The organism is Haliscomenobacter sp. (assembly GCF_033763495.1).
In the GTDB taxonomy this organism is placed as follows: Bacteria; Bacteroidota; Bacteroidia; order Chitinophagales; family Saprospiraceae; genus Haliscomenobacter.
This window is the reverse complement of record NZ_JANRKL010000203.1, coordinates 38,056-64,065: the sequence shown is the minus strand read 5'-3', so window position 1 is coordinate 64,065 and position 26,010 is coordinate 38,056. Positions and strand designations below refer to the sequence as shown.

At 48.6% G+C, this 26,010-nt stretch carries 16 protein-coding genes; 10 read left to right on the top strand and 6 right to left on the bottom strand.

Going from position 1 to position 26,010, the window contains the following annotated elements; translation table 11 throughout:
• The 3 genes from SFV55_RS23675 to leuC all read right to left on the bottom strand — a co-directional run.
• Positions 1 to 146 (bottom strand): hypothetical protein (locus SFV55_RS23675; protein WP_413776732.1); only part of this gene is annotated, 146 nt, incomplete at its 3' end.
• A gap of 86 nt (positions 147 to 232) precedes the next feature.
• Positions 233 to 826: a 3-isopropylmalate dehydratase small subunit gene (leuD, locus tag SFV55_RS23670; protein WP_320032042.1), complete on the bottom strand. Its 594-nt coding sequence runs from the start codon at positions 824 to 826 to the stop codon at positions 233 to 235.
• 6 nt (positions 827 to 832) lie between these two features.
• Positions 833 to 2,233, bottom strand: coding sequence for a 3-isopropylmalate dehydratase large subunit (leuC, locus tag SFV55_RS23665; protein WP_320032041.1), 1,401 nt, complete (start codon positions 2,231 to 2,233; stop codon positions 833 to 835).
• Between the two features lie 445 nt (positions 2,234 to 2,678).
• Here leuC and SFV55_RS23660 point away from each other — a divergent pair, with 445 nt between their 5' ends.
• Complete coding sequence (locus SFV55_RS23660) at positions 2,679 to 7,433, top strand: SUMF1/EgtB/PvdO family nonheme iron enzyme (RefSeq protein ID WP_320032040.1); 4,755 nt, start codon at positions 2,679 to 2,681, stop codon at positions 7,431 to 7,433.
• A gap of 13 nt (positions 7,434 to 7,446) precedes the next feature.
• Here SFV55_RS23660 and SFV55_RS23655 read toward each other — a convergent pair whose 3' ends face one another.
• The gene (locus SFV55_RS23655) at positions 7,447 to 8,790 is read right to left on the bottom strand and encodes a hypothetical protein (protein ID WP_320032039.1); all 1,344 of its coding nucleotides are present in this window, start codon (positions 8,788 to 8,790) and stop codon (positions 7,447 to 7,449) included.
• A gap of 94 nt (positions 8,791 to 8,884) precedes the next feature.
• On the opposite strand from SFV55_RS23655, the gene SFV55_RS23650 reads away from it, so the two are divergent.
• The 6 genes from SFV55_RS23650 to SFV55_RS23625 all read left to right on the top strand — a co-directional run bounded on the left by SFV55_RS23650 (position 8,885) and on the right by SFV55_RS23625 (position 14,439).
• A complete protein-coding gene (locus SFV55_RS23650) occupies positions 8,885 to 10,066 on the top strand; it encodes a parallel beta-helix domain-containing protein (protein ID WP_320032038.1) in 1,182 nt (393 codons plus the stop codon).
• A complete protein-coding gene (locus tag SFV55_RS23645) occupies positions 10,063 to 11,181 on the top strand; it encodes an SO2930 family diheme c-type cytochrome (protein WP_320032037.1) in 1,119 nt (372 codons plus the stop codon). Before SFV55_RS23650 ends, SFV55_RS23645 begins: the two co-directional genes overlap by 4 nt.
• Before the next feature lie 5 nt (positions 11,182 to 11,186).
• Entirely contained in the window at positions 11,187 to 11,414 is a 228-nt protein-coding gene (locus tag SFV55_RS23640) for a hypothetical protein (RefSeq protein WP_320032036.1), read from the top strand.
• Positions 11,415 to 11,429: 15 nt separating this feature from the next.
• Positions 11,430 to 11,621 carry a DUF4177 domain-containing protein gene (locus tag SFV55_RS23635; RefSeq protein ID WP_320032035.1) on the top strand — a complete coding sequence of 64 codons (192 nt, stop codon included), beginning with the start codon at positions 11,430 to 11,432 and terminating at the stop codon, positions 11,619 to 11,621.
• A gap of 32 nt (positions 11,622 to 11,653) precedes the next feature.
• A complete protein-coding gene (locus tag SFV55_RS23630) occupies positions 11,654 to 13,006 on the top strand; it encodes a M24 family metallopeptidase (RefSeq protein ID WP_320032034.1) in 1,353 nt (450 codons plus the stop codon).
• Positions 13,007 to 13,215: 209 nt separating this feature from the next.
• Positions 13,216 to 14,439 (top strand): MFS transporter, encoded by a 1,224-nt coding sequence (locus SFV55_RS23625; protein WP_320032033.1) that lies wholly within the window; start codon positions 13,216 to 13,218, stop codon positions 14,437 to 14,439.
• Between the two features lie 90 nt (positions 14,440 to 14,529).
• Here SFV55_RS23625 and SFV55_RS23620 read toward each other — a convergent pair whose 3' ends face one another.
• Together SFV55_RS23620 and SFV55_RS23615 are read right to left on the bottom strand one after the other, a co-directional pair.
• Positions 14,530 to 15,888: a cytochrome-c peroxidase gene (locus tag SFV55_RS23620; RefSeq protein WP_320032032.1), complete on the bottom strand. Its 1,359-nt coding sequence runs from the start codon at positions 15,886 to 15,888 to the stop codon at positions 14,530 to 14,532.
• A gap of 341 nt (positions 15,889 to 16,229) precedes the next feature.
• Positions 16,230 to 18,875, bottom strand: a complete 2,646-nt coding sequence (locus SFV55_RS23615) for a bifunctional YncE family protein/alkaline phosphatase family protein (RefSeq protein ID WP_320032031.1) — start codon at positions 18,873 to 18,875, stop codon at positions 16,230 to 16,232.
• 245 nt (positions 18,876 to 19,120) lie between these two features.
• Between SFV55_RS23615 and SFV55_RS23610 the strand changes: the two genes are divergently transcribed.
• The 3 genes from SFV55_RS23610 to SFV55_RS23600 all read left to right on the top strand — a co-directional run bounded on the left by SFV55_RS23610 (position 19,121) and on the right by SFV55_RS23600 (position 25,742).
• The gene (locus SFV55_RS23610) at positions 19,121 to 22,153 is read left to right on the top strand and encodes a TonB-dependent receptor (RefSeq protein WP_320032030.1); all 3,033 of its coding nucleotides are present in this window, start codon (positions 19,121 to 19,123) and stop codon (positions 22,151 to 22,153) included.
• A 12-nt stretch (positions 22,154 to 22,165) separates the two neighbouring features.
• A complete protein-coding gene (locus SFV55_RS23605) occupies positions 22,166 to 23,848 on the top strand; it encodes a RagB/SusD family nutrient uptake outer membrane protein (RefSeq protein WP_320032029.1) in 1,683 nt (560 codons plus the stop codon).
• Between the two features lie 163 nt (positions 23,849 to 24,011).
• Positions 24,012 to 25,742: a hypothetical protein gene (locus SFV55_RS23600; RefSeq protein WP_320032028.1), complete on the top strand. Its 1,731-nt coding sequence runs from the start codon at positions 24,012 to 24,014 to the stop codon at positions 25,740 to 25,742.
• The last annotated feature ends 268 nt before the right edge of the window (positions 25,743 to 26,010 follow it).

The window sequence follows — 26,010 nt, the reverse complement described above, 5'->3', positions numbered from 1 at the left end:
GCAGAGGCAATTTCAATGCGGTCGACCTTTAGCTCTTCCAACAACAACCGAGCTATCTTGAGCTTCTCCTGATCGGTAAACGATACGCCGGAGGTTTGTTCACCATCCCGGAGGGTGGTGTCCATGATTTCGATCTTCCGTCCCATTTTATAAGTGAAAAGCGAAAAGTGAAAAGTAAAAAGTGACGCACCACATGCTTTTCACTTTTCACTTTTCACTTTTCACTGATTAATTACGCTCTCTTTTTCTCGAATTCCTCGATCTTATCTTTCATGTTCAACAGATAATCGATGTCATCGTATCCGTTCAACATGCATTCTTTTTTGTAAGAATTGATCTCGAAGGAGGTAGACGCAGCAGTAGCGTCGATGGTAAAGGTTTGTGCTTCTAGGTCAACCGTAAAAGTTGCTTTTGAATCCGCTTCGATGGCCTCAAAAATTTGTGCCAGGAATGCGTCACTTACCTGAACGGGCAGGAGCCCGTTGTTGAGTGCGTTGTTTTTGAAGATGTCGGCAAAAAAGCTGCTAACAACTACCTTGAAGCCATAATCCGTGATGGCCCAGGCGGCGTGTTCCCGGCTGGAACCGCAACCAAAATTTTTACCACTCACCAAAATGTCCCCACTGAAAATGGGGTTATTGAGCACAAAATCAGCAATGGGCTGATTGTTGCCATCGTAACGCCAATCGCGGAACAGGTTTTCACCAAATCCATCTCTGGTGGTCGCTTTCAAAAAGCGCGCCGGGATGATCTGGTCCGTGTCCACGTTTTCTATATGTACTGGTACCGCTGATGAGTGTACCTTTTGGAATTTTTCGCGTGCCATAAATGATTAATTGAATTCACGTGGGTCAACAATTTTTCCAGTTACCGCCACAGCAGCAGCAGTAATTGGGCTAGCCAGCATGGTGCGGGCGCCTGGGCCCTGGCGACCTTCAAAGTTGCGGTTGGAGGTCGAAACTGCGTATTTACCCTTGGGAATTTTGTCTTCATTCATCCCCAAACAAGCCGAGCAGCCCGGTTGACGCAGCATAAAGCCTGCCTCTTCCAAAATGGCCACCAAGCCTTCTTCCTGAGCCTGCTTTTCTACTTGCTTGGAGCCAGGTACGATCCAGGCGGTGATGTTGTCCGCTTTTCTCTTGCCTTTGACAAATTGAGCAACGGCGCGCAAATCTTCGATCCGACCATTGGTACAGCTGCCTACGAATACATAATCTACGTTTTTACCCAAAAGGCGCTCACCGGGTACCAGTCCCATGTATTCAAGTGATTTGGAGAAACTAGTCCGATTAGACTCTTCTACCTCATCCAGGTTTGGAACATTCTCGGTGATCTTGATGCCCATACCCGGGTTAGTACCGTAGGTAATCATCGGCTCAATATCGGCAGCATCGTAATGCAATTCAGCATCAAATATGGCATCGGCATCGGTATACAACTCACGCCATTTGGCTACAGCGGCATCGAAGTCGGCGCCTTTAGGGGCAAATTCGCGGCCACGAATGTATTCAAAAGTGGTTTCGTCGGGAGCAATCAAGCCGCCACGCGCACCCATTTCGATACTCATGTTGCAAACGGTCATACGGCCCTCCATTGTCAGGTTGCGGAAAGCAGAGCCAGCATATTCAACAAAATATCCGGTACCACCACTGGCGGTGATTTGAGAAATGATGTACAGAATAATGTCCTTTGCGCCTACGCCAGGTCCCAGTTCTCCATCCACAGTGATGCGCATGCGCTTGGCTTTGGTTTGCATCAGACATTGGGTAGCCAACACCATTTCAACTTCGGAAGTTCCGATCCCAAAAGCCACACTGCCAAAAGCACCGTGTGTAGAAGTATGGCTGTCCCCGCACACAATGGTCATCCCCGGTTGGGTAATGCCCAATTGTGGTCCAACGACGTGTACAATACCCTGGTAGGGGTGATTGAGGCCATAAAGCGTAACTCCGTGTTTTTCGCAGTTTTCCGTCAACTTGTCTACCTGAAAGCGGGAAAGCTCGTCGCGAATTGGCTTGTCCTGATCAATGGTAGGCACGTTGTGGTCAGGAGTTGCCACGGTACGATTGGTGCGGAACACTTTGAGTCCGCGGGCATCTAGTCCGGCAAAAGCTTGCGGACTGGTCACTTCATGGATCAAATGTTGGTCAATGTACACCACACTTGGGCCATCTTCGATCTGTTCAACTACGTGGGCGTCCCAGATCTTATCGAATAAGGTTTTACCAGCCAATTTTTGAGGATTTTAAAAATTTCACAAAATGGTTAGCAAAATTATGAAGTTTTGGCAGAATAAACCCTCTAACGGAAAAAGCAGTAAAAAAATGGATGCTGGAAAAAATGGGGATTTTATTTTTTGGCTGTACAAAAGCACATTGGGCTAAAAGTCTTGCAAAACCTGCATTTCCAATGATTTTTGTCACTTTGGAAATGGTCTGCTGATTTGGTCGGAATGGCCGGGCGGGCTTCGTAAATTATGGAAAAAAATGGCCTCAATATCCCTGGTTTTCATGGCAAAAGCATTTGCTCCCTTCACACCTTCGTTCAATAAATCTTGTGTTGTCTCAATATTTCCTTAAATTTGAAAGCTTCAAAACCACGTTTATTCAACAACACCCAACAGCATCGACACCCAAGTCCCAAATATTGACCTACCCTTAGCAGGCCTGCTCACACGCTTGGAACTCGCAGGCTTCCAACTCAGCCCAGCTGAACAGGTCCGACTTTTGCAAGTGATCAGTGGCCCAGCCAGTGCACATTGGCGAGAATCGGAAAAATTAAAGTTCTTACTCGCGCCAATTATTGCCCACAGCAAGGCGGAACAAGAGCGTTTTTACGCCATTTTTGATCAATATTACGCCGAATTGTTGGCAGAGGCTACGGATGCAGACAAAGCTGAGGCCAGTGGCATTTGGCTAAAAAAACTACGCGCCGGCTTGCGCAAATATTGGTGGGTTTTACCTGTTTTACTGGCTGTTGTTGCCTTAGTTTATTGGATCATTAATAATCTTCCTAAACCTCATTCTCCCCAAGGGATTTCGATTGGGTACAGCATCTCTTCTACCCCCGTCAGAATTGGGGACACCGCAACTTTTACCCTGACAACCCGCAACATTGATACCTTTGGTGCAAAAATCAGGTGGCGCTTATTGGACAAAAAAAGCGGGCAAAGGGAGGTGGAAACAAGTGGGGTAAAAAACTGGCAGCTCTCCTTTGATACGCTGAAAGGGCGTCCTGAAAAAATAGTCGAAGTAGCCGTTTACGAAAAACGCCGGGATACAACTTTCCAGTACCGTGGTGATTTGACCATCGAGTGCCCCTATCCACCGCAGTTGGAGGGCTTGGATTTACCTGGCAATTTGCCACCCGGTGAAACCTTCACTTTTGCGCCCAACGTAGTGGATGAAACCAAAGACTTACAGTTCCGTTGGGATTTTGGCGACAATCAAAGCAGCACCGAACGTGCCCCGACCCACCGTTACCTCGAAGAAGGTTCCTACACGGTTGAACTCCAGGTAACTCGAACGGGCCAAGCCGGGTTTTGCACCACCAGCACTTCGGCCATCATGCGGGTTGGTGAAGATCAGGTCTTTTTGCCCTGGTACGATTTGCACTACGATCCGATTCGGACGCGGGCTACTTTTGGGTGGCTGCCCTGGGCTTTGGTGTTTTTGTTGGCTGGAGCTACCTTTTATTTTCTTTTTCGTTGGGCAAAAACGCAACGGCCAATTCCTCCGGCACGGCCTGAAGAAGGGCAACCGCGAGGGTTGCCCCTACAGTCGGCGGACCGGCCTCCGTATGAAATTCCATTTCGCCCTTTAAATGGTCTGATCCGCAATTTGACTGGCCAATTCCGGCTTGCTGATGCCCTTCGGCGGCGCCAGGAAGGATTGCGCCAGGAGGTAGATGTGCCCAAAACCGTGGACGTAACCATTGCCAGCGGTGGTTTCCCTCGCTTGCAATTCAGCAATACCACCAAACCAGCCGACTACCTGTTTTTGGTGGATGAGCAAAATGAAAGCAGCCACCAGGGGCGCCTGTTGCGGCATTTGGTCAAAGTGCTGCACGACCAGGATGTTCACGCCGAGGTGTTTTATTACCGCAGCGAGTTTTTCCATTTTTGGAATTCCCAATATCCTCAGGGCATCACTTTGGAACAAATCAGCCGCTTGTGCCCGGAACACCGTTTGGTGGTGTTTGGCGATGCGCATGCCTTGCTTGATCCCTATGGTCAAACCGACAAAGCACTGCGCCCGGAAGCTGTTGCTGATTTTCAGCGCTGGAAACAAAGGCTTTTACTTACACCGCGCCCACCTCAAAGTTGGGATTTTCGCGAAGCCAATATCCACAACCTTTTACCCATTTTCCCCGCCGACCTGGAAGGGCAAATGGCCGCCGCCAACTTCATCGATAATGGTATGGCGCCCGAGGATTTGCCCATTACTTTTGCCGCGTGGCGAGAAAAACTAGCCAATTCCCGGACCGAGCCCGACATCAACCGCCGCTGGCGTAGTGTAGATGATCACGCGGAGTACCTGGGGTATGGATCGGATTTGTACCGCTGGTTCTGTGCCCTGGCTCTCTACCCTACCCCAACCTGGGAAATCACCCTGACCATTGGCGCGGCGCTGGACATTCCTCTGAATGCCGATAACCTGTTGATAATGGCGCGGATTCCGAGTTTGCAGGAGGGCAAAATTAATCCCCGCCTGCGCAAGGAGATGCTGGAGGAACTGGACGAATGGGACACTAACATTGCCCGTGAAGCCATAGCCATAGAGTTGGAGGCAGCTCTGGCCGAAGCGACACCTGGCTTTGCCCACCGGGCCCTACAAAGCAATTTGGCGGTGCAAAAGTTTGCACTAGACCCGTACAGTACTGATTCCCAAGCGCAAGTAAAATTGTTGCTCGATCAAGGTTGGTTCAATCGCTTGCACATTGAAGACATGGGTGGGGTGGCCGCCCAGATCCTGGCCCCCAAACGACGCTCCCGGCCGATGACCAAGGGGGGATTCATGGAACAAACTGCCCAAGCGGAAGAAACTTTCGAAAGCAATTTTGTGCAGGAAAATATGGCGCAGCAGAGCAATATGGGCAATTTTAATCGCCTTAGGCCCACGCTGCCCGCCGATGAACCGACGCTGCGGCGCTTTTTGGAGGAAAATAGCGAAGTGGCGCAGCAGGAGGTGCCTCCAATCGAAAAACCGCCCAAACCCAAGACCATCAATCGGGAATTTTGGCAGATGATTGCTTGTGCGGCGGGGGCAATGATCCTGGTATGGGGAATGATGCGTTTGGATAGTACCGATGTGTTGTACCGTTGGGCATTTGGAGCAGAGCCAATAGAACGAGTTTATGACCCTACAGTAAAACTGCGTGGTAACGCTTTGATAAAAGAAGCTATTTTAATTGATAGTGCATCAATTTTGAACAACCAGGCGGTGCAATTGTATCAGGAGCAAGCTTTTGGAGAATTGCAAAAAACAGCGAGTGGGCCCAGTAACTCACCACAAACTTACGCCTATCCGCCACAGGTGCGCAATTTGCTGGAACAAGCGCTCAAGGTAGACCAGACACACAGCTCGGCTGCGCTCAACCTGGCTCGTTTGAACCACAATATAGGTGTGGCTTTTTACCGGGCTGCCCGAAATGGTAGCAGCTTGCAGACTCCTGATTCACTGGCACTGCTCCAGTTTCAGGAAAATGATTCTTTAGTGGATTATTTTACCCAAAAACAAATCAACAGTAAAGACCTCACTACTTTCAATGCCTTACATGCCGCCAGCAAGCATGCGCTCGGAGTCATTTTTTATTTGATCAATACAACCAATGATCCATCCGTGGCTGAAGGGATCCATTCTGAATTACAAACTCAAGGTTTTTTTGACACCACCAGCATTCGGCCCAATTTGGCTACGCTTTTGCAAAAAGAACCTTCCCGGATTTACGATATTCTCCCGGGCTCGGATACGGAAACCAACCTCCAGGTACAAGTCAATTATTACACCAATCCCAACCGCGACAAAAGCCTGCGCTTGCGTTTGACCGCCTTGGAGCGCAGAGCTGGAAGCAGCAGTGCCGTAGCTACCTACGTACCCCGGCAAGAGCGACAAGCCCAGGCCAAGGAAGGCAATGAACGTTTCACTTTACAAAGCAATTTGATTAAGCCCGGTGATCAGCGACGGACCGACAGTTTGCGGGTAGAGTTGGTGCGCATCAATCCAAACCCACGGGACATTGCCGTGGTAGCCAAATTGACCATTCCTTATCGCAAAACCTGGGGTAAAGCAGCCCAGACGCCGGAGGAAGAAGTGGCTTATTTTAATGGCCGGATTGTTGATGGGGTCACGGGGGGCCTCCTCCGCTCGGAAGCAGACGTAAGTTGGGAATGGTTGTACCGCAACAATCGAAAAATTCCCGGCCGTTTGAATTCGAGCAATGGCAACATTACCATTCGGCAAACTTTGTCGAGAGTAGCTACTTTGACGCTCCGGGTAAAAGCCGAAGGTTATCGGCCCTACGAGCGGAGTTTTTCTCAGGCGGAATTGCAGCGGATGAATGGGAAACTGCCAGAGGTGAGGATGATGGTATTGGAGCAGCAGGGCATTGATACGCGGCAGCAGCAACAAACCAACAACAGTGCCCGCAACAATTATACTGCTATCCAGCCAGAAATGGTGCGGGTTATTGGGGGGACATTCACGATGGGGTGCATCGATGGCAGAGACAAAGGTTGTAATGCTACCGTACAACCCGCACATGAAGTCACTTTGAGTACTTTTTTCATGGGGAAATACGAGGTCACCAACGCGGAGTTCGCAGTGTTCCTAAATGACATCAATGACAATCCAACCCGCATCAATTACCCCAGCGACCCGGTAGAGGAACACCAATGGGGCTTGCAAAAAAGTACAGACAATGAGCGTACCCGCTGGGTTCCGGCAAAAGGTTATGATAAGTATCCAGTGATCAATGTGAGTTGGGCCTGGGCAGATGCCTACTGCAAATGGCTGAGTCGTCAAACGGGTGAGAAATACCGTTTACCGACTGAGGCGGAGTGGGAGTACGCGGCCAGAGGAGGGCAGGCTTCCCTGAAAAATCGCTTTTTGTATGCAGGAAGTGACCAAATTGGAGAAGTAGCCTGGTATCTTGACAATGCCAGAAGGACAAATCCGGTTGGGCAGAAAGGCCCCAACCAGCTGGATCTTTACGATATGAGTGGCAATGTATACGAATGGTGTCAGGATTGGTACGGCCCTTATAAGGCTGGCAATCAAAGCGCCCCAGGAGGGCCGGTTTCCGGCAAAGAGCGGGTGATGCGGGGGGGATCGTTTGGGATGTTTGAGGAGAGCATTTATTTAGTGGCTCGAGAAAAAAATTACCCAAATTTATCGAATCAGAATTTGGGTTTTCGGGTGGCGAGGACGCCTTGATTTTTTCTGTAAACTACTCTTTTTCAGGATCTATTTCTTTATAATAATGCCGAGGAAAATGACGCCACTCCCTTGCCAGGAATAGCCCCAACACCCCATACTCCACTCCAATCAGCCAATAATTTTCCGCAAAACCGCCCCCATCATAATGACTGTACGATAATACCACCAGTCCCGACCACAACACCGGAAACCGTAGCGGCGTCAGTACACACAACGCAATCGGCACCGCCAGGTACCAAGGGTGGATGATCGTCGCCGAAAACAAATACAAGCTGAATGCCAGCAGCATCAATAATGGCAGTTTTTCCCAACGCAAATCATGCTCCCGCTGCGCCATTTTGACGATGCTGTATACGACCAATGAGCCTAAAAGAGGCCCCAGAACAAGGATCAAATTGTAACCCGTCAGTACATAAAACACCCAACGCAGCAGGTAATATACCCCAGCGTTGAACTCAAACTTTTGGAAGTACAAGTCTAAACTGGAGGCAAAACCCTGAATGAATTCCCAACTGATCATCGGCACAAACAGCAACAACAACACCCCTCCCAGCAGCGCAAAATACCGCACACTTCGCTGTGGCCAGCCCCAGCGCCGAATCAAAAAAGGCAGAAACATCAGGGGCAACAACTTACTGGCAATGGAGCCAGCCAACGCCACACTCGCCCAGCCGTTTTGCTGTTTTTGCAGCAAATACAAGGCCAGCAACAGGAAAAAAATCATCAGCGCTTCCAAATGTACATTGCCTACCAATTCCAAAATGATCAAAGGATTGAGGGCGTAAATCAGGATGTGCTGTGCTGGGAGTTGGTAGCGTTGCAACAACCCCCTCAGGAGCCACAAACTACCTATTTCCGCCAGGAAAATCCCCACCTTCATCGCTACAATACTCGCATAAAGGTCTTTGGGAAATAAGGCGCAGCTCAACGTAAACAAACCTTGGGCAATGGGTGGGTAAATGGTGTGGTAATCGGGGGAGTTGAGCTCTGCATAAAGCTCCATGCTGAGCCCGGTGGGCAGATCACCTTGCTGCACATAATAAGAAGGAGGATGTACAAAAGGATTAATCCCGTTAAGCCAGAGTTTGCCATCCCAGAGGTAGCGGTACACATCATCGGACAGATTGGGCATGGAAAAAAGGAGCATCAGCCGCAGGCCAATCCCCAAAAGCAGGTACCACTGAATACTCGCCTTTTCCACCGCTAGCTTGAGTACCAGCGCGTATACTCCAAAAAAAACGGCATAAGTTCCTAACAGCGGCCAAAAATCAGCTTGCTGACAATGGTAGCCCAATTGGTACATCGTGACCATCATGATGCCAGACAAGAGCAAATGCAAAAGGGCTTTTCCCATTGTTGGTTTTAATTTACTGACAAGAAAACGCAGTGAGGCCCAAAATAAGCAAGGGGTTTTATATCTTCGTCAAATAAGTCATAAAACCAAGTTCATGAAGTTCACTCAGCTCGCAATTTTGGCCTTTTTCTGCGCCGCCTGCAACAATACTCGCCCCTCCGATCCAGGAGCTGTCGACACCGCACTCTACAACGACTTGCAAACCCAATTGATCAACGCCAAACCGGGTGATGTGATCAAGATTCCGGCAGGAATCCACCATTTTGACCGCCCACTGCTGTTGGATGGGGTAAAAGGGGTAACCATCCAGGGCGCTGGCAAAGACAAAACCATTCTTTCTTTTTTAGGCCAAAAAGCTGGTGCCGAAGGCCTTAAAATCACCGCTGATTCCGTAACCATCCAGGATCTCACCGTTACCGATACCAAAGGCGACGCTATCCGGGTACAAGACGCCAAACAGGTCACCATGCGCAAAGTAAAAGCCACCTGGAGTGGAGGTGCCAAAGCCAGCAATGGTGGTTATGGCCTTTATCCGGTGGGTTGCGATGGCGTTTTGATCGACCAGTGTGAAGCCGCTTTTGCCTCCGACGCAGGCATTTATGTCGGGCAATCCAAAAACGTAGTGGTTAAAAACTCCTATGCCCATGAAAACGTAGCGGGCATCGAGATTGAAAACTGCACCAACGCCGAAGTGAAATACTGCCGGTCAGAAAAAAATACGGGTGGAATTCTGGTCTTTGACTTACCCGGTTTACCCGCGGGTAATGGCAAAACCTGCAAAATCCACCACAACAAAATCATCAGCAACAACCACCGCAATTTTGCACCCGAAGGGAACATCGTGGCGACCGTTGCCCCCGGCACCGGCCTGATTTTCCTGGCTGCCAAAGACGTGGAAGCCCACCACAACGAAATCATCGGCCACAAAACCATGGGCGCTGCCATTGCCAGTTACCACATCGTGCAACTGAAATGGGACGACAAAAACTACGATCCCTACACCTACGACATCAAACTGCACAACAACCGTTTTGAGCGCAAAAAAGCGCTGCCCGATTTGAGCAAAGACTTTGGCAAAATGGTCAATGTGTATTTCAGCGGCAAACCCCAGGATATCCTCTACGATGGCATCCTGGATGACAAACGACCCAGTGGAAGCAATCCGATGAACATTTGCATCGACCAGCCCCAGGCTGGCCTGCGTTTTGCCAACATCGACGCTGCCAACGATTTTAAAAACATCAATCCTGACTTAAAGCCCTACCAGTGCAAATGAAAAAGCAGTTCAAAAAAGGCCGGATTTTAGCGCTTGGTTTTATCCTAGTACTGGGTTTTTGTTTCACTTGCCAAGGCCCTGTTGCGCAAAAAAAAGGCATGGAGGTGAGTGGGCCAGTCCAGTTTGATCCAAACAAGGCTCCTTATCCGAAGCTATCGGACTACGGCTTTTTTACGGGTATCCAACGCGAGTTGAAGCCCAATACTGGCGTTTTGCCTTACGAATTGATCACGCCCTTGTTTACCGATTATGCCCACAAAGCCCGCTTTGTGTGGATGCCCAAAGGCCAACAAGCTACCGTAGCTGCCGACGGTCGACTGGACTTCCCGGACCAGGCGGTTTTGATCAAAAACTTCTATTATCCAGCTGATTTTGCTAAACCAGAAGCGGATTGGGATGTGGTAGAAACGCGTTTGTTGATGAAAATAAAAGGTGAATGGCAGGCCTTCACCTACGTGTGGGACGAAGCTGAAAACGACGCTGAACTCAACATCGTTGGCGACATCAAACCCGTAAGCTGGCAGGATGAAAAAGGGCATAAACAAAACATTGAATACCTTGTTCCCAATAAGACGCAGTGCAAGAGCTGCCACAATCGGGATGCTATTATTCAGCCCATCGGGCCCAAGGTAGCCAACCTCAACAAAGACTTGCGCTATCCCGATGGCAAAACCGAAAACCAATTGAGTCGCTGGCAAAAGGCAGGTTATTTGGCAGCAGGCGATCATGGTCAGAAATTTGCCAAACTCGCCGCCTGGGACAAACCCGAAACGGGTTCTCTGCAAGAGCGTTCATTGGCGTACCTGGATGTGAATTGTGGACATTGCCACCACCCGCAGGGGCCTGCGCACAGTTCGGGCTTGTACTTGCAGGCCGATCAGCAAGACCTGGCGCACCTGGGCTTTTGTAAGCCGCCGGTGGCGGCAGGGAAAGGTTCGGGAGGACGCCAGTTCAGCATTGTACCTGGGCAGCCCAAGGCATCAATCCTGCTCTACCGCATGGAAAACACCGACCCTGGGGTGATGATGCCGGAAATTGGGCGGGTGATGGTGCATACGGAGGCGGTGGAGTTGATTCGGGATTGGATCGCGGAGTTGAAGGGAAATTGCAATTAAAAAATATGGAACTCAAAGCACTCAAACTCTTCATCATCAATCAAGTCCTGCAAACTCAGGACCCTGATGTATTACAAACAGTGGCCAATGTCCTGAGTGCAGCCCATTCACCGACTGCCCCATCCGAACATTTTACCCCTGAATGGGAAGTAGAAGAAGACTACCGTTCCAATTACACCGAAGACCGAACCCGTGATTTGCAAAAATCCATTGACGAATTGTTTAATCCTTGAACCATAACCCAAGCCATGTTTGAATACAAATTTGTCAAATTGACCACCAACATCTGGAACAACCTCCCCAAGGAGGACTACCATAGCATCATTGCTGAACACGCTGAAGAAGGCTGGCGGCTCGTGCAGATTTTTTCCAGCATGAGTTCGGCTATGCAAATGAGTTATGAATTGATCTTTGAGCGGCCGAAGACAGACTATGTGTAGCGATGAATGATGAATTGTTTAAAATGGTAAGTATGAAAAAACTGGTATTGAGTTTGGTATTGATGTTGATTTGTGCTGGAGTAGGTATGGCACAGCAAGCAAAAGTGTTGACCTTGCGAGAGCAAGCCGTGGTGCAGGATCGCTGGCTGAAGGAGCGATGCCAAAACCTGCTGCCAGAGTTGATGCGCAAGGAAGGGATTGATATGTGGTTGGTCATTGCGCGGGAGTACAATGAAGACCCGGTGCTGCGCACGATGTTGCCCGCCACCTGGTTGTCTGCACGGCGTACCACCATGTTGCTCATTTATGACCCGGGGAAGGACAAACCCCTGGAGTTTTTAGCTTGTGCACGTTACGATGTAGGGGAGGTGTTCAAAAAAGCCTGGGATCCGGAAAAAGAACCCGATCAATGGAAACGTTTGGCCCAGCTGGTGGCCGAGCGCAACCCCCAACGCATTGGCATCAACCTGAGTACCAACTTTGGCCACGCTGACGGCCTCTCGGCTTTTCACCACCAAAAACTTCGTGAATCCCTCGACAACAAATTCGAAAAGAGGCTCGTCTCCGCTGAACGTTTGGCCGTCAACTGGCTAGAGGTCCGCACTCCTGCAGAGTTGACTGTATATGAACAAATCTGCCGCATCGCCCACGACATCATTGCCGAAGGCCTATCCGAGGTGGTCATTCAACCCGGCATCACCACCACTGATGATGTGGTTTGGTTTTATCGGGAAAAAGTCCGGGGTTTGGGCCTCGAATCCTGGTTTCACCCCACCTGCGATGTCCAACGCGCTGACCCCAGTGGCAATGAGCAAAACCGCAGTTTTGCCCAACGCCCCGATGCCGCCATCATCCAGCCTGGCGACCTGGTACACATCGACTTTGGCATCAAATACCTGGGATTGAACACCGATACCCAACAAAATGCCTATGTCTTGAAACCCGGTGAATCGGCTCCCCCTGCCTATTTACTCCAGGCTTACCAAAAAGGCTTGCGCCTAATGGACATCCTCACCAACGAATACAAAACCGGACGGACGGGCAACGAGATCCTCTCGGCTACCCTCAGCAAAGCCAAAGCTGAAGGTTTGAATCCCCAGATTTATTCCCACCCCATTGGGTACCACGGCCACGGCGCTGGACCTGCAATTGGGATGTGGGACATGCAGTCGGGGGTCCCCGGCACTGGAGATTATCCCGTTTTGCCCAATACCACCTACGCCATCGAGCTCAACAACAAAGTCTTTTTGCCCGAGTGGAACAAAGAGGTGCGGATCATGTTGGAGCAAAATGCGGTGTTTGATGGAGAGAAAATTCATTACGCCGACAATCGGCAGAAAATACTGTATTTGATCCCACGTCCCAAACCTAATGGCGGGCAATGAAGTATTCTGCAAATGATTGGGGTTGAAAGTACACTTTGTCCCGAATTAGCGATTGTAATTAAGCCACTTATCGATTATTTTTCAGGAACTTATCTTTCAACCTAGGGGTTGCACGAGAGGTTAATTATTGGGTTTGTAATCTGGGATCAAGGCAGTAACATTGGACTGCCCTCACACGCACACCCACACTCAAACACACACCCATTCTTATGCTTGCTCGTGCACTCAACGCCTACCTTAGTTCTTTCGCCGGCCTCCATCGCGACATCTGGATGCTTAGCTTGGTATCTTTCATCAACCGGGCGGGTACCATGGTGTTCCCTTTTCTGGCCGTTTACCTGACCCAGGAACTGGATTTTTCCAAAGGGCAAGCTGCGTTGATCCTGACTTCTTTTGGAGCTGGGGCGGTAATTGGCACCATCCTGGGTGGGCGTTTGAGCGACTTGATTGGTTCATACAAGATCATGTTTTGGTCTTTGTTTCTGACCGGGCTTTTGTTTTTTGCCTTACAACACGTCCAGAGTTTGCTGGGGTTATGCATTGCTGTATTTATTGTGGGCATGGTAGGCGACAGTTTTCGTCCGGCCAACATGGCATCAATTTCAGCTTACAGCAAGCCAGAAGATTATACCCGTTCCTTGTCTTTGGTGCGTTTGGCCATCAACCTGGGTTTTGGTATGGGGCCAGCCCTAGGAGGTATTTTGGCACATAGCCTGGGTTACCAATGGTTGTTTTGGGTGGATGGCATCACCTGTATTGGTGCAGCTTTTTTCTTGCGTTTCTTTTTGGAGGAGAAAAAATCAATGCGGAAGGAAAAGGCCGCAACCAAGGCTGAAGGTCGCGCTTTGTCTCCTTACCGCGACAAGCAGTTTTTGCTCTTTTTTGTCCTGATTGCCATCAATGCCATTGCCTTTTTGCAGTTTTTCAGCATGGTTCCCGTTTTTCTGAAAGAGAGCTGGCATTGGGACGAAAATGTGATCGGATTTTTGCTGGCGGGCAATGGCATCATCATCACTTTTATTGAGATGCCCCTGGTTTCTCGTCTCGAAGGCCGGCACGCCAAGATGAGCCTGGTGATTTTGGGCGCGGCCATGATTGGGCTCGGTTTTATTTTGCTCAATTTCACCCCACATCAGGCAAGCGCAGCGATCCTGTGTTTGGTAGCGATTACGTTTGGAGAAATTTTCCAATTGCCTTTTGCCAACAGCATCGTGGTAGATCGGGCCCCTGCAAGCACACAGGGGCAATACCTGGGTTTGTACTCCAGTGCCTGGTCCTTTGGGCACATCATTGCACCCAACATCGGCATGAATGTGGCCGAGCATTGGGGGTTTAGTAGTTTGTGGTACGTGTTGAGTGGGTGCTGTTTACTGGGGATGCTGGGATTTTGGTGGTTGAAGGGGCAGGGATTTGGACGAAAAGTTGTGCTTTAAAAAAGCTGAGGTGTTGCCCGCAATCAGCCGACAACACCTCTTCTTACAAAAACCTCTACTAGTATTAAGCGTAAAAAATATCTGGAGCAGTTAGTTACAACCCATGTCGATTTTTGATTGTGGGTCATTGTTTGGAAAGCAATTGCCGGATTTGGTCTTGGTTGGCGCATAGCGTTCCAAATTTGGATCGAATAATCCATTTTCAAGGAATTCGGTCAAGTCGTCTACCTCTTCTTTAGTCAAATTGAGTGGCTTGAATAAGCTGGAAATCTGGCTAGCTGGTACCAAAGGATTTTCAGGAATTCCTGCATTGAAATACTCAACCACTTCCCGCAAGGAAGTTTTGCTGGCACCGTGGAAATAGAATCCAACATCCTTAAGGTTGTACAATTGTGGTACCTTAAACTTGTGCATGTCTTCCTCCTTGTAGGTAAAGCCACCACGGCCCAGGTTCCGGCGATCATTTACATCTGTGCGGAACACGTTGTAGTTGCTTTGGTACAGATTGTTTACACCCAGTGCAAAAAAGCGGTGTGGGAATGCATTCAAAGAAGGCGTATTGTGGCAATTTACACAACCTGCTTTGCCGAAAAAGACAATGGCTCCTTTCTTTTGTTGTGCAGTCATGGCATCTTTTTCTCCTTTAAGCCACTTTTGGAAAGGGGCTTGGTTGGTCAGGATAGTGCGGAAGTAGGCCGCAATAGCAAAGGAACCCGTTTTGCGGTTGTAGCGGTCTTTCACCGGAATTTCAGGGAATGCCTTGTCAAACATCTCGGTGTACCCCAATTGATCGGTTACCGTTTTGTTGATCACCTGACGGTGTACCGCTAGTGCCCGGGCATTGTTGGCTTCAAGGCCCATCAATTGCTCGTGGTTGATGGCAACCAGGGTGTCCTGATTCCAAACTGCATTAGTACCTTCATTGACGTTAAAAGACCCGAAAGTACCAGCCCAAAGCGCATTAGAAATGTAAGTAGTGTTGATGACTGGCAGCGGTCTGGCGCCCTGTGCATCCACCTCGTGCCCGAAATAGACCGAGCTTTTTTGCCGACCTTCTCCACTTTTTCCAAAGCCCACTGCACCATCTGCAATGCCCTGAAAACGTCCGGCAGTGAACCCACGGTTGGGAATGTGACAGCTACTGCACGAGAAAGTCCCCTTGGATGAGGGGTATTTGTTTTCAAGCGCCAAGCCGGTCTCAAAGAACAACAAACGCCCCAGTTCTACTTTTTCCGCAGTTACTGGGTTTTTAGGATCCTGGTTGGGCAAACTGGCAAAATCAGTGCTTTCTGGCATGATGTAACCTGTGTAAGATCCAGTTACTGATTTTTGATCCAAAATTGCTTCCAGAGGACTGTCGAGGTCCAAATCACTAGCCACCTCCCGCTCACAAGAAATAACATATGCGAGCGCAGCCAAAAAAAGAACAGCTACAAATAGCTTTTTCATTACAATTTTTTTTGATCATGAGATAAATAGAGTACCCATATTGTTAAAAAGCAACAATCAACAGCAAAAATGCGGCTAAGTGAAAAACTCACTGTAGCCTAGTATGGTGTGATTCTAGAGCGGTAAAACAAGGTGAAATGGTATGGAGATGTAGACAGTAGGAAAGAGTAGAGTATGATGGAGGGGAGGAATACTCAGACTCAACAAATGTTTACAAAAATAGCCTCTAAATGTCGCGTATGCGATACTTCGACAAAAGTAATACAGGTTTGTGAAAAAAACAATACGAATATTAATTTTTAATACTTCTAAATAAAAAAAGTACCTTCTACAAGGTTCTTTTATTTCATCTTTGTTCCTGAAGGATAAGGTACCTCACCTTTGCTGGCAAACCACAAAATCCGGTTCATCAAGTCATCCTCCCCTTTATCTACCCCTTCGCTCATTTGTTCCAGCGATTTTTGGGCATAGAACAAAGCAGGCCCTTGTAACATGGATAAAGACTTGTTCATTTCATTGAGAGGAATACGATTGGGCAGGGCCCGGTAGGGTATTTTTTGCGCGGTATCCGTAAAACATTCAAACATAGGCCGGGCAGTAGCATCCATACTCGTCATTGGAGGAAGCCCTAAAATTTGTTCAATAGTACGTAACATTGAAAGTTGGTTGTAGTTGGTATGGATCGTTTTGCCCAAACGGGAGTAAGGACTGATCACCAAAGCGCCAGTACGGTAAGCCGAAATATGATCCCAGCCATTTTGGGAGTCATCTTCAGTGACAAAAACGACCGTCGAATCCCAAAAACGACTTTTACTCAAGGCCTCAATAATACGTCCCAAGGCCAGATCATTGTCTGCCACCTGTGCGCGAGGGGTAGGGTAACCTGGGCTGGTACCTGCCGTATGGTCATTGGGCAGGGCCATCACCATCAATTGGGGCAATTGATCTCCAGGCATTTTTTCATATGCTTCCAACTCCTTGATGAAGGCTTCGGCCCGCATTTGATCGTTGATTTTTGGGTCGTCGTAGCCCGGAAAATTTTGGGACAAAATGGGACGTACCCGGGAAATGGTACTGGTGTTTTTGAACTCGAAAGGTGTTTTGTCCAGATAGGTTTGATAAATCGCGCTCCAATCCAATTTGTGGTCAAATTCCATGTCGCAAGCCTCGCCATAGATGCGTACGGTTTTTCCATGGTCAAGCGCATGGTTCCAGATGAATCCCTCCCGGGTATACACCATGGCATCATATTGGCGGTGTGGGTAGCTGCGAAACCAGGCACGTACACTTTTTTCTACATAATCCGACACAATCCCGGCGTCGGTCCACTGGTGCCCTTCGGCAGAAGATTTTCCGGCGACGTGGTAATTGTCCAGTAGTGAATATTCCAAAGCCAGTTTGTGTTGGTTTGGTGTAATGGAATCACCAAAAACGCACAAAGCAGGCATTCCACGCCCTTGTTTTAGGTCTCCATACACCTGGTCGTAAGTCCGGTTTTCTTTGATGATGTACAATACGTGTTTGAATACGGAGGGTTCACCGATGCGCTCAGGTACGGGTTTGGGAGCTACATTTGGGCGCGGTGCCTTGCGGCTTGCTTCCACCCTGAAACTCATGTTCATTGCCCGAACCTGTTTGCTGTATTTGCGCAAAGCGGCCGCTTTGGGCACCGGGATGATCGAAAGAGAAGCCAACTGCTCATGGGCATTGTAAGCCCCAGCAAAGGTAGAATCAGTTTTTGGGAAACGCCTTTTTTGCTCCGGCGTATTGTTGAGTACCCGGGCGCCGCGTGCTTCCAGGTTGCATACATATAAGGTGTTTTGGCTACACAACAAACCCGATGGATAGGCTTCAGTTGGAATGTACCCGACCACTTTAGGTATTTCACCCAGTCGCACCACCGCCAGGGCATGATCCAAGCCATTGGCCACATACAAGGTTTTTCCCAGGCTATCCAGCGCGAGGCCATTGGGGCTGCTGCCCAGCAGAGCACCCCCGATTTGGAATAAACCTACCGGGATTCTTTGCTTTTCTACATCAGTCATTACATCAATCACCGATACATCATCACTGTTTCCATTGGCCACATAAAGGGCCTTTTGGTCAGGGCTGAGGGCCATGGCATTGGGGTGGAGTCCTGCTTCTAGTTCTTTGAGTTGTTGGCCGGTAGTGGGGTCAAAAATGCTGATGCTGCCTTTCAGGGTTGCTCCGGTACGTGGGTCAACATAGGCTTCGCCGTAGGGCACTCCAGCAGTTTCCAGTTTGGGGTCGCTAGGCAATGGTCCGGCCCAGTTGCTGACATAAACTTTATTTTGGGCCAATTTTACGCCAAAAGGCGCTACTCCGGTATTGGCCGTCCAGACGATTTGGCGGGTGGCGAAATTGATCTTGAGCAATTGATTGTTGCCATTTAGCACGAGGTATAAAAAGGGCTGACCAGCCTCAAAGGACACTTCCACTTCGTTGGGGAGAGCACCCGGTGCAGGCGCTTTGGGGGGGATTGGCAAATAGTCGACTTGGGTGATTTTGCTGCCATCCCAGCGGGCAATCAGCAGCCCACCCTTTTCATTTTCCTGTCCGGCAGCACTCCAGAGGATATAGGTTTGATTTTGAAAAACCAGGGTTTTGATACCGGAGTAGGTGTTTTTCATCCCGGCAAAACGGGAGTCTTTGGTGATCTCCCAGCGGGTCTGAATCGTTTGCGTCTTTCGATCCAAAATGGCAATACCAAAACGATCTTCGATAACAATATGGCTATTCCCTGGCAGGAGTGCCACGTCCAGGGTGTGGTTTTCCAGGCGAGGTTCTCCATAAGTGACCACCTTTCCGGCTGAAGCGACCATGCGGTTGTAGGGCATCATGGTGGGTTTACCTTCATCCAATTTGCGCTCGTCGGATTCGTGTTGATAGGGATCAGGTTTTTGGGCAAAAAAAGCTACAGGAGCAAGACAAATCGACAAAATGAAGAGGATGGAAAGTAATCTCATGATCGGTGGTGCTTAAATACTATCAGGCTTTATGTTTACAAGTCCATTGCAATGATAGTTTTTTTTAGCAAATTCAAAAGCAACCAGAAGTCATTCCTACAAAATGTTTACGGTAATTTAATCTGGAAATTACATACCAGTGATCACTGCTATTTTACGGTTAATTCTCTTGAATGCCCCTGAAGACCTGCTTTGATTCCAATAAGTTTGTGGTGTTTTTTAATTCTTCTAACCAATCAAATAACATGAAGTACCATTGTACACTCACCCTTACATTTAAGGCGGTACTGAGTTTTTTGCTGATGAGCATCATGCTGATCAGCGCCCCACAAGCCGAGGGGGCCGAAAAAAACGCATACGCCCATTTTTACCTAAAAACCGAAATTACTGTTTCAGGACGGGTTATTGACGCTACTACTCAAGAACCACTGATTGGAAGCACCATCCTGGTCAAAGGAAGTACCCAGGGTACCACCACCGATATTGAAGGCAACTACACAATAGCAGTAGCTGATGCCAATGCCGTGTTGGTATTCGAATATGTAGGTTACGAAAAGCATGAAGTATTGGTAGGCAACCAAACCCGGATCGACGTATCTCTGAAGTCCAGCGCGCTGGAGCTTTCGCAAGTGCTCGTAGTCGGTTATGGTAGCACTACCAAAAAAGAGATGACGGGCTCTGCCAAATCGATCAAGAACGAGGATTTTAACCGGGGTATCATCAACTCACCTGAGCAATTGTTGCAAGGCCGGGTATCAGGGGTAAACGTTACTTCCGCTACTGGTGAGCCTGGCGGTCGCCAAAGCATCACGATTCGTGGCCCGGGCGGGGTACGTACGGGGAGTACACCTTTGTTTGTATTGGATGGCTTAGCCCTGGACAATTCTGGTACCGGAGGCAATACCAACCCACTGACTTTTTTGAACCCACAGGACATTGAGTCGATTGATGTATTGAAAGATGCTTCAGCTACGGCCATTTATGGTTCTCGTGGTGCCAATGGTGTAGTACTGATCACTACTAAAAAAGGCAAGTCCGGCTTTTCAGGCATGACTTATTCTGGTAGCCTGGGTATCTCTGGCATGGCCAATCCCATCGATTTGTTCACTGCTGATGAATACCGCCAGGAAGTACCCAAAGTAGGTGGTGTTTTGGAAGATCTGAAAGCCAATACCGATTGGCAAAAAGAAATCAGCAGAACCGCCATTACCCGCAACCACAACCTTTCTTTGAGTGGGGGTGCCAATAAACTTTCTTACTATGGTTCCTTCGGTTTGCAACAGCAAGAAGGTATTCTGAAAGGCAACGATTTGAATTTGTATACTGGCCGCCTGAACATCAGCCAGAAGTTTTTGGACGATCGCCTGCAAGTCGACGTGAACCTGAATGCGACCAGTACCCTCAACGAACGACCTCCGATTGGTAGTCTATTAGGTGGTGCCATTTCGGCCAACCCAACCTATCCAGCTTATGACGCGGCAACGGGCCTGCCCTATCGCTATGCTGCGGGAACCAATCCACTGATTACCTTGGGTCTGGAAAAAGACATCACTACGGTTAACCGCGTTATTGGGAGCATTACCCCTTCCTTGACTTTGGCCAAGGGCTTGGTATACAAACTCAACTTTGGTATCGACAATGCCAATTCCACCCGCGACCTGCAGTCATTGGCCAGTGCGGTACCTCAGCAAGATGGTCGTCTGGAAACGATCACTACGGTCAACCGCAACCGCCTGATCGAAAACTACATCACCTACACCTTTAATAATGATGTACATGGATTGACGGCTTTGGCGGGACATTCTTACCAAAAAATCTTCCTCCAGGGCCGGAGTTCCAGCATCAACAAATTCCCGATTTCACCCATTGAGCCAATTTACAACCCAGGATTGGGGCAGGAATTGACACTAGCCAACAATCGCCCCGGTGGTTTTGCCCTGATCAATGAGTTGCAGTCTTTCTTTGGCCGGGTGAATTACCAGTTCCGCGACAAATACCTACTGACTGCTACTGTACGTGCCGATGGTTCCTCCAAGTTTGGGGAAAACAACAAGTACGGTATTTTCCCATCCGTGTCTGCTGGTTGGAGAATTGCGGAAGAAAGTTTCATGAAAGGTGGCATTTTCAGTGAGTTGAAATTGAGGGCAGGTTGGGGACAAACGGGCAACCAGGAAATTCCTTCCAAAATTACCCAGCCATTGTTTACTTCTACAGTTTCAGGTACTACCAGTTATCCATTGGCTGATTCGGGACCATTCCCTGCAGGCACTACCTTTACCCGTTTGGCCAATCCGGATATTCAGTGGGAGGTTTCTACCCAAATCGACCTTGGTTTGGACTTCGCCCTGTTCGACGGAGCTTTGTCTGGTACCATCGATTATTTCAACAAAGTATCGAACAATATCCTGCTGGAAGTTATTCCTGCCGACCCGGTTCAGCCTGCATCTTCAATCTGGACGAACGTAGAAGACATGGAGATCACCAACCAAGGGGTGGAACTGGAATTGAACTACCGCAAGCGTTTCGCCAGCGGCTTCAAATTTGAAGTGGGCGGAAACGTAACCTTCATCGACAATATCGTGGAAAACTCCCCTTACACCGTGATCCCTTCCGGTTCTGCTTCAGGTTCTGGTTTGACTTCTGCTACCATCAACGGGTATGTCAATGGACAACCAATCGGTACCTTCTTCCTGCGCAAGTTTACTGGATTTGATGACAAAGGTTTGAGCACCTTTCAGGACACCGATGGCGATGGGGTAGTGAGTGACAAAGACCGTATTTCTGCGGGTAGCGCTTTGCCTACCACTATGTATAACTTCAATACCGTATTTTCTTTCAAAGGTTTTGACCTGCGTGCCAACTTCAATGGGGTATCTGGCAACATGATTTACGACAACACCGCCAATACCAACTTCTACAAGCTGCGCTTGTCTAAAGGCATCAACACTACCCGCGAGGCGATTTTGTTCCCTAACGAATCAGTGAACAACGCTGCGCCAGTATCGACCCGTTATCTGAAAGACGGTGCCTTCCTGCGCTTGAACAACCTCTCCTTGAACTACACCTTCAACACGGAAGCACTGGGCATTAGCAAGTACGTAAAAGGATTGAACCTGTCCGTGACTGGTCAAAACCTGTGGCTGAGCACGAAGTACGATGGCTACGATCCTGAAGTCAACAACGACCGCAGCATCAGTGGCATTTCTTCTTACGGCATCGACTATCTGAGCTACCCGAAAGCAAAATCAGTGATTTTTGGCCTTAATGTAACTTTCTAAAAAATGACAATCATGACTAAAAATATAGTTTTTTCGTTGGCACTTTTGGTAGGGATTCTATTTACCTCCAATAGTTGTACCGATCTCGACGAGATCATTCTGGACGAAACCTCGGCTACCGGGCTTTCCGACAAACAAGCTGCCGATGGCAACCTGGCTCCAGTATATGCGGCCCTGCCCTCTCTGTTTCAGCACACGACCTACTTCGCCCTACAGGAAATCTCGACCGACGAAGCCATTCTGCCCTATCGTGGGGGTACCGACTGGGGTGACAATGGTATCTTCATCGCCCTGCATACCCACACCATTACCAGTGCAGACCCCAACGTGCGCAATACCTGGACCATCTTGCTGACGGGTATTTCCCGCTCGGTAACGGCCATCAACGCGCTGGCTACCAATCCTGATCCGATTGCCAAAACTTACCTGGCGGAAGCACGGGGCATGCGGGCTTATTACAATCTGGTCCTGCTTGACTTGTTTGGATTGGTTTTTGTAAAAAATGACCTGGGCGAAGTATCCACCATTCTGCGTGGTACCGAGGCGGTGAACTTCCTGCGGGATGAATTTTTGGCCGTTGAGCCAGACCTCCTGACCAATGTAGGCCCTGGTCGTCTGACCAAAGCCGGGGTTTGGGGCTTGTTGGCACGTTTGCACTTGAATTCTGCCGTTTACCGCGATCCCTACGCAGCTACTTTTGATGTCAAAGCTGACGACATGGACAAGGTGATTGATTACACCACCCGCATCATCAGTGCAGGTCAGCACCAATTGGTAGCCGACTATTTCTCTATCTTCAACATGGACAACCACACCAACAAGGAATTGGTTTTTGCGGTGGATCAACGGGCGGAACTGAATGGCCACAACCGTTTGGCCTACTTCTCATTGTCTGGGGATCAATTCCCCCTGGCGACTTTCCCTGGTGCCAATGGTACCGATGGCCCAGCCATCACACCTGATTTTTACCGCACCTGGGTGGATGCTTACGGGGCAGTTGACCCCGCTGAGGCTGACCCTCGTTTCTACCGCCAAAACTGGACAATTCCTGCTGATTCTTGCATCGATGGTGCCAGTTTCAACATGAACCGTGGTATTTTGCGCGGGCAGCAGTACGGTTTTGTACGCGTAAACGGCGCTTTTGTAAAATGTGCTGACGGTAAACTGAAAGTGGGCAAGTTGTACAATACTACCCGCAACAAACCAACCCTTCCAGTGAACTTCACCGAACAGGTCGACTTTACTGTACCTGGTAGCAACTACAGTACCGGTTACCGAGTGCTGAAGTACGAATTCAGTAAAAAATCGGCGAGTGGCCGTAACCTCGGCGATGTGGACTTGCCCATCGTGCGCCTTGCGGATGTGTACCTGATGCGTGCTGAGGCTAAATTGCGCAAAGGGGATGCGGCTGGCGCCCTGGCAGATGTAAACGCAATCCGCGCTGCCCGTACCTTCAGCAAACCAGCTCCTGCCCTGACGAGCATGAACCTGGACCTGTTGTTCCGCGAGCGGGGCTTCGAGCTTTACTGGGAGTTACAGCGCCGTACAGACATGATCCGCTTTGGCAAATATGAAGGCATCTGGACAGAAAAGAGCAACACGGACAAGTTCAAACGTTTGTTCCCAATCCCCCAAACGGCAATCGACGGTGCTTCGAATATCCCCGGGTATTTGAAGCAGAATCAGAGCTATTGATTTATTTGGTAATGAAATAATTGGCGGGGCTACCTTCGGAGACGGGGGTAGCTTTTTTGGTTTAAGAATGGTGGGAAGCAGCGCTTTATTTTTTTTATCTTTAACCTAAAACTACGCTTGGAGTTTGATCCACCATGCTTTAACCCTAATAAAATTAGACATCATGCGTAACCTACTCCACACTCTCTGGCTTTTTATTCTACTTTGGTCCTGCAATCAAACCGCCAAAAACGAAAAGGACTCAACTAAAACTGATGACCTCAGCAGTCAATACGGTGTGCTTTGTGCCCCTGAAGTAATTGATAAATCCTGGTACTCATCCGGAAAGAAAGCCCCCTTGTTCAGTGGGTTGGGTGGAATTCATTTCCCGGTTTCGACAAAAAGTAAGGAAGCTCAGCAATACTTTGACCAAGGGCTAATGTTGTCTTTTGGTTTTAACCATGCTGAAGCAGGGCGTTCATTTTTTGAAGCGACCCGACAAGATCCAAAGTGTGCCATGTCCTGGTGGGGCTTTGCCTACGTGTTGGGACCGAATTACAACGCTGGCATGGAAAAGGATAATTTTCAAAGGGCTTTTGATGCTGCGCAAAAAGCAAAATCCAAAGCGGCTTCCTGTACACCTAAAGAAAAAGATTTGATTGATGCCTTAACGCAGAGATACTCAGCCGATATCAACCTTGCCCGTTCCTTCCAGGACTCAGCTTACGCTGCGGCCATGGGGAAAGTGTATAAAAAATATCCAAATGATGCCACAATTGGCTCTCTTTATGCCGAGGCGCTAATGGATTTGCACCCCTGGAATTTGTGGAACAAAGATGGAAGTCCTCAGCCCTGGACGCCGGAGATTATGGCCGTGCTCGAAAAATGTTTACAGATGGAACCCCGCCATGCTGGTGCCAACCACTTTTACATTCATGCCGCAGAAATGTCCCCGCATGCAGAAAAAGCCATAGCGAGTGCTGATCTTTTGATGAATTTGGTACCAGGCTCAGGGCATTTGGTGCACATGCCTTCTCATACGTACATCCGAATCGGTCGGTATCATGATGGTGCCCTTGCCAATCAAAAAGCAGTTTTGGTGGATAGCCTGTACACAGAAGCCTGTCATGCGCAAGGGGTTTACCCATTGGCCTATTACCCTCATAACTACCATTTCCTGGCTGCTTGCGCAACCCTTTCCGGGGAAAGCAAAATTGCTATGGAAGGAGCTATCGCAACAGCGGATCACGCGCATAAAAGTTTATTGCGTGACCCGGCCTGGGCAACCTTGCAGCATTATTATACCATTCCCTGGTATGTGGAAGTAAAACTGGGGTTGTGGAAGGACATTCTTAATTCACGCGCGCCTGAAAAAGACTTGAAGTATCCATCGGTTATTTGGCACTATGCAAAAGGGATGGCCAAACTTTCCCAAAACAAGATTTCAGAAGCAAAAAAACAGCTGGCAGTAATAAACTCCATCATGATAGATACAACGATCAAGGATTTGACCATTTGGGGAATCAATAGTGTTTTTGATTTGTGCCTGATCGCTGCAAAAACACTGGAAGGCGAAATTCTCGCTAAGGAGAAAAAATTCTCTGCTGCCATTGCTCTGTTGACAACTGCAATTGAAAAAGAGGATGCCTTAAATTACAATGAACCACCGGATTGGTTTTTTTCGGTTCGTCATCATTTGGGTGCAGTATTGATTGATGCAGGAAAGTATCCCGAAGCACTAAAAGTGTATGAGCAGGATTTAAAGATTTACCCTGAAAATGGCTGGGCCTTGAGGGGAATGATGACTATTTATGAAAAAACTGAGGATAAAAAGAACTATACTAAAACAAAGGTGCGCTTTGAAAAAGCGTGGAGGTATGCGGATGTTGAAATTGGGGCTTCGAGGATTTTGTAGGGGATGAATATAGGTTGATTACCCTTCGAGCGAAAACCTACCATTTTTACCTACTTTTCGCTCGCACACTTCAGGTTTCTTGAGCGAAAAGTGCCTTTTTTTACCCACTTTTCGCTCAGAGTTAGGTTAGAGGTAGAGTGGAAACTCTATTTTTTTGAGCATATACAACTCTTAAAATGTTGATTATTAAGCCATTGACTGCACATTCTTTGAATCGAAGCATACATAGTTCGGGCTTAGTGGAAACGGTGTTGACGCTGGAGGATTT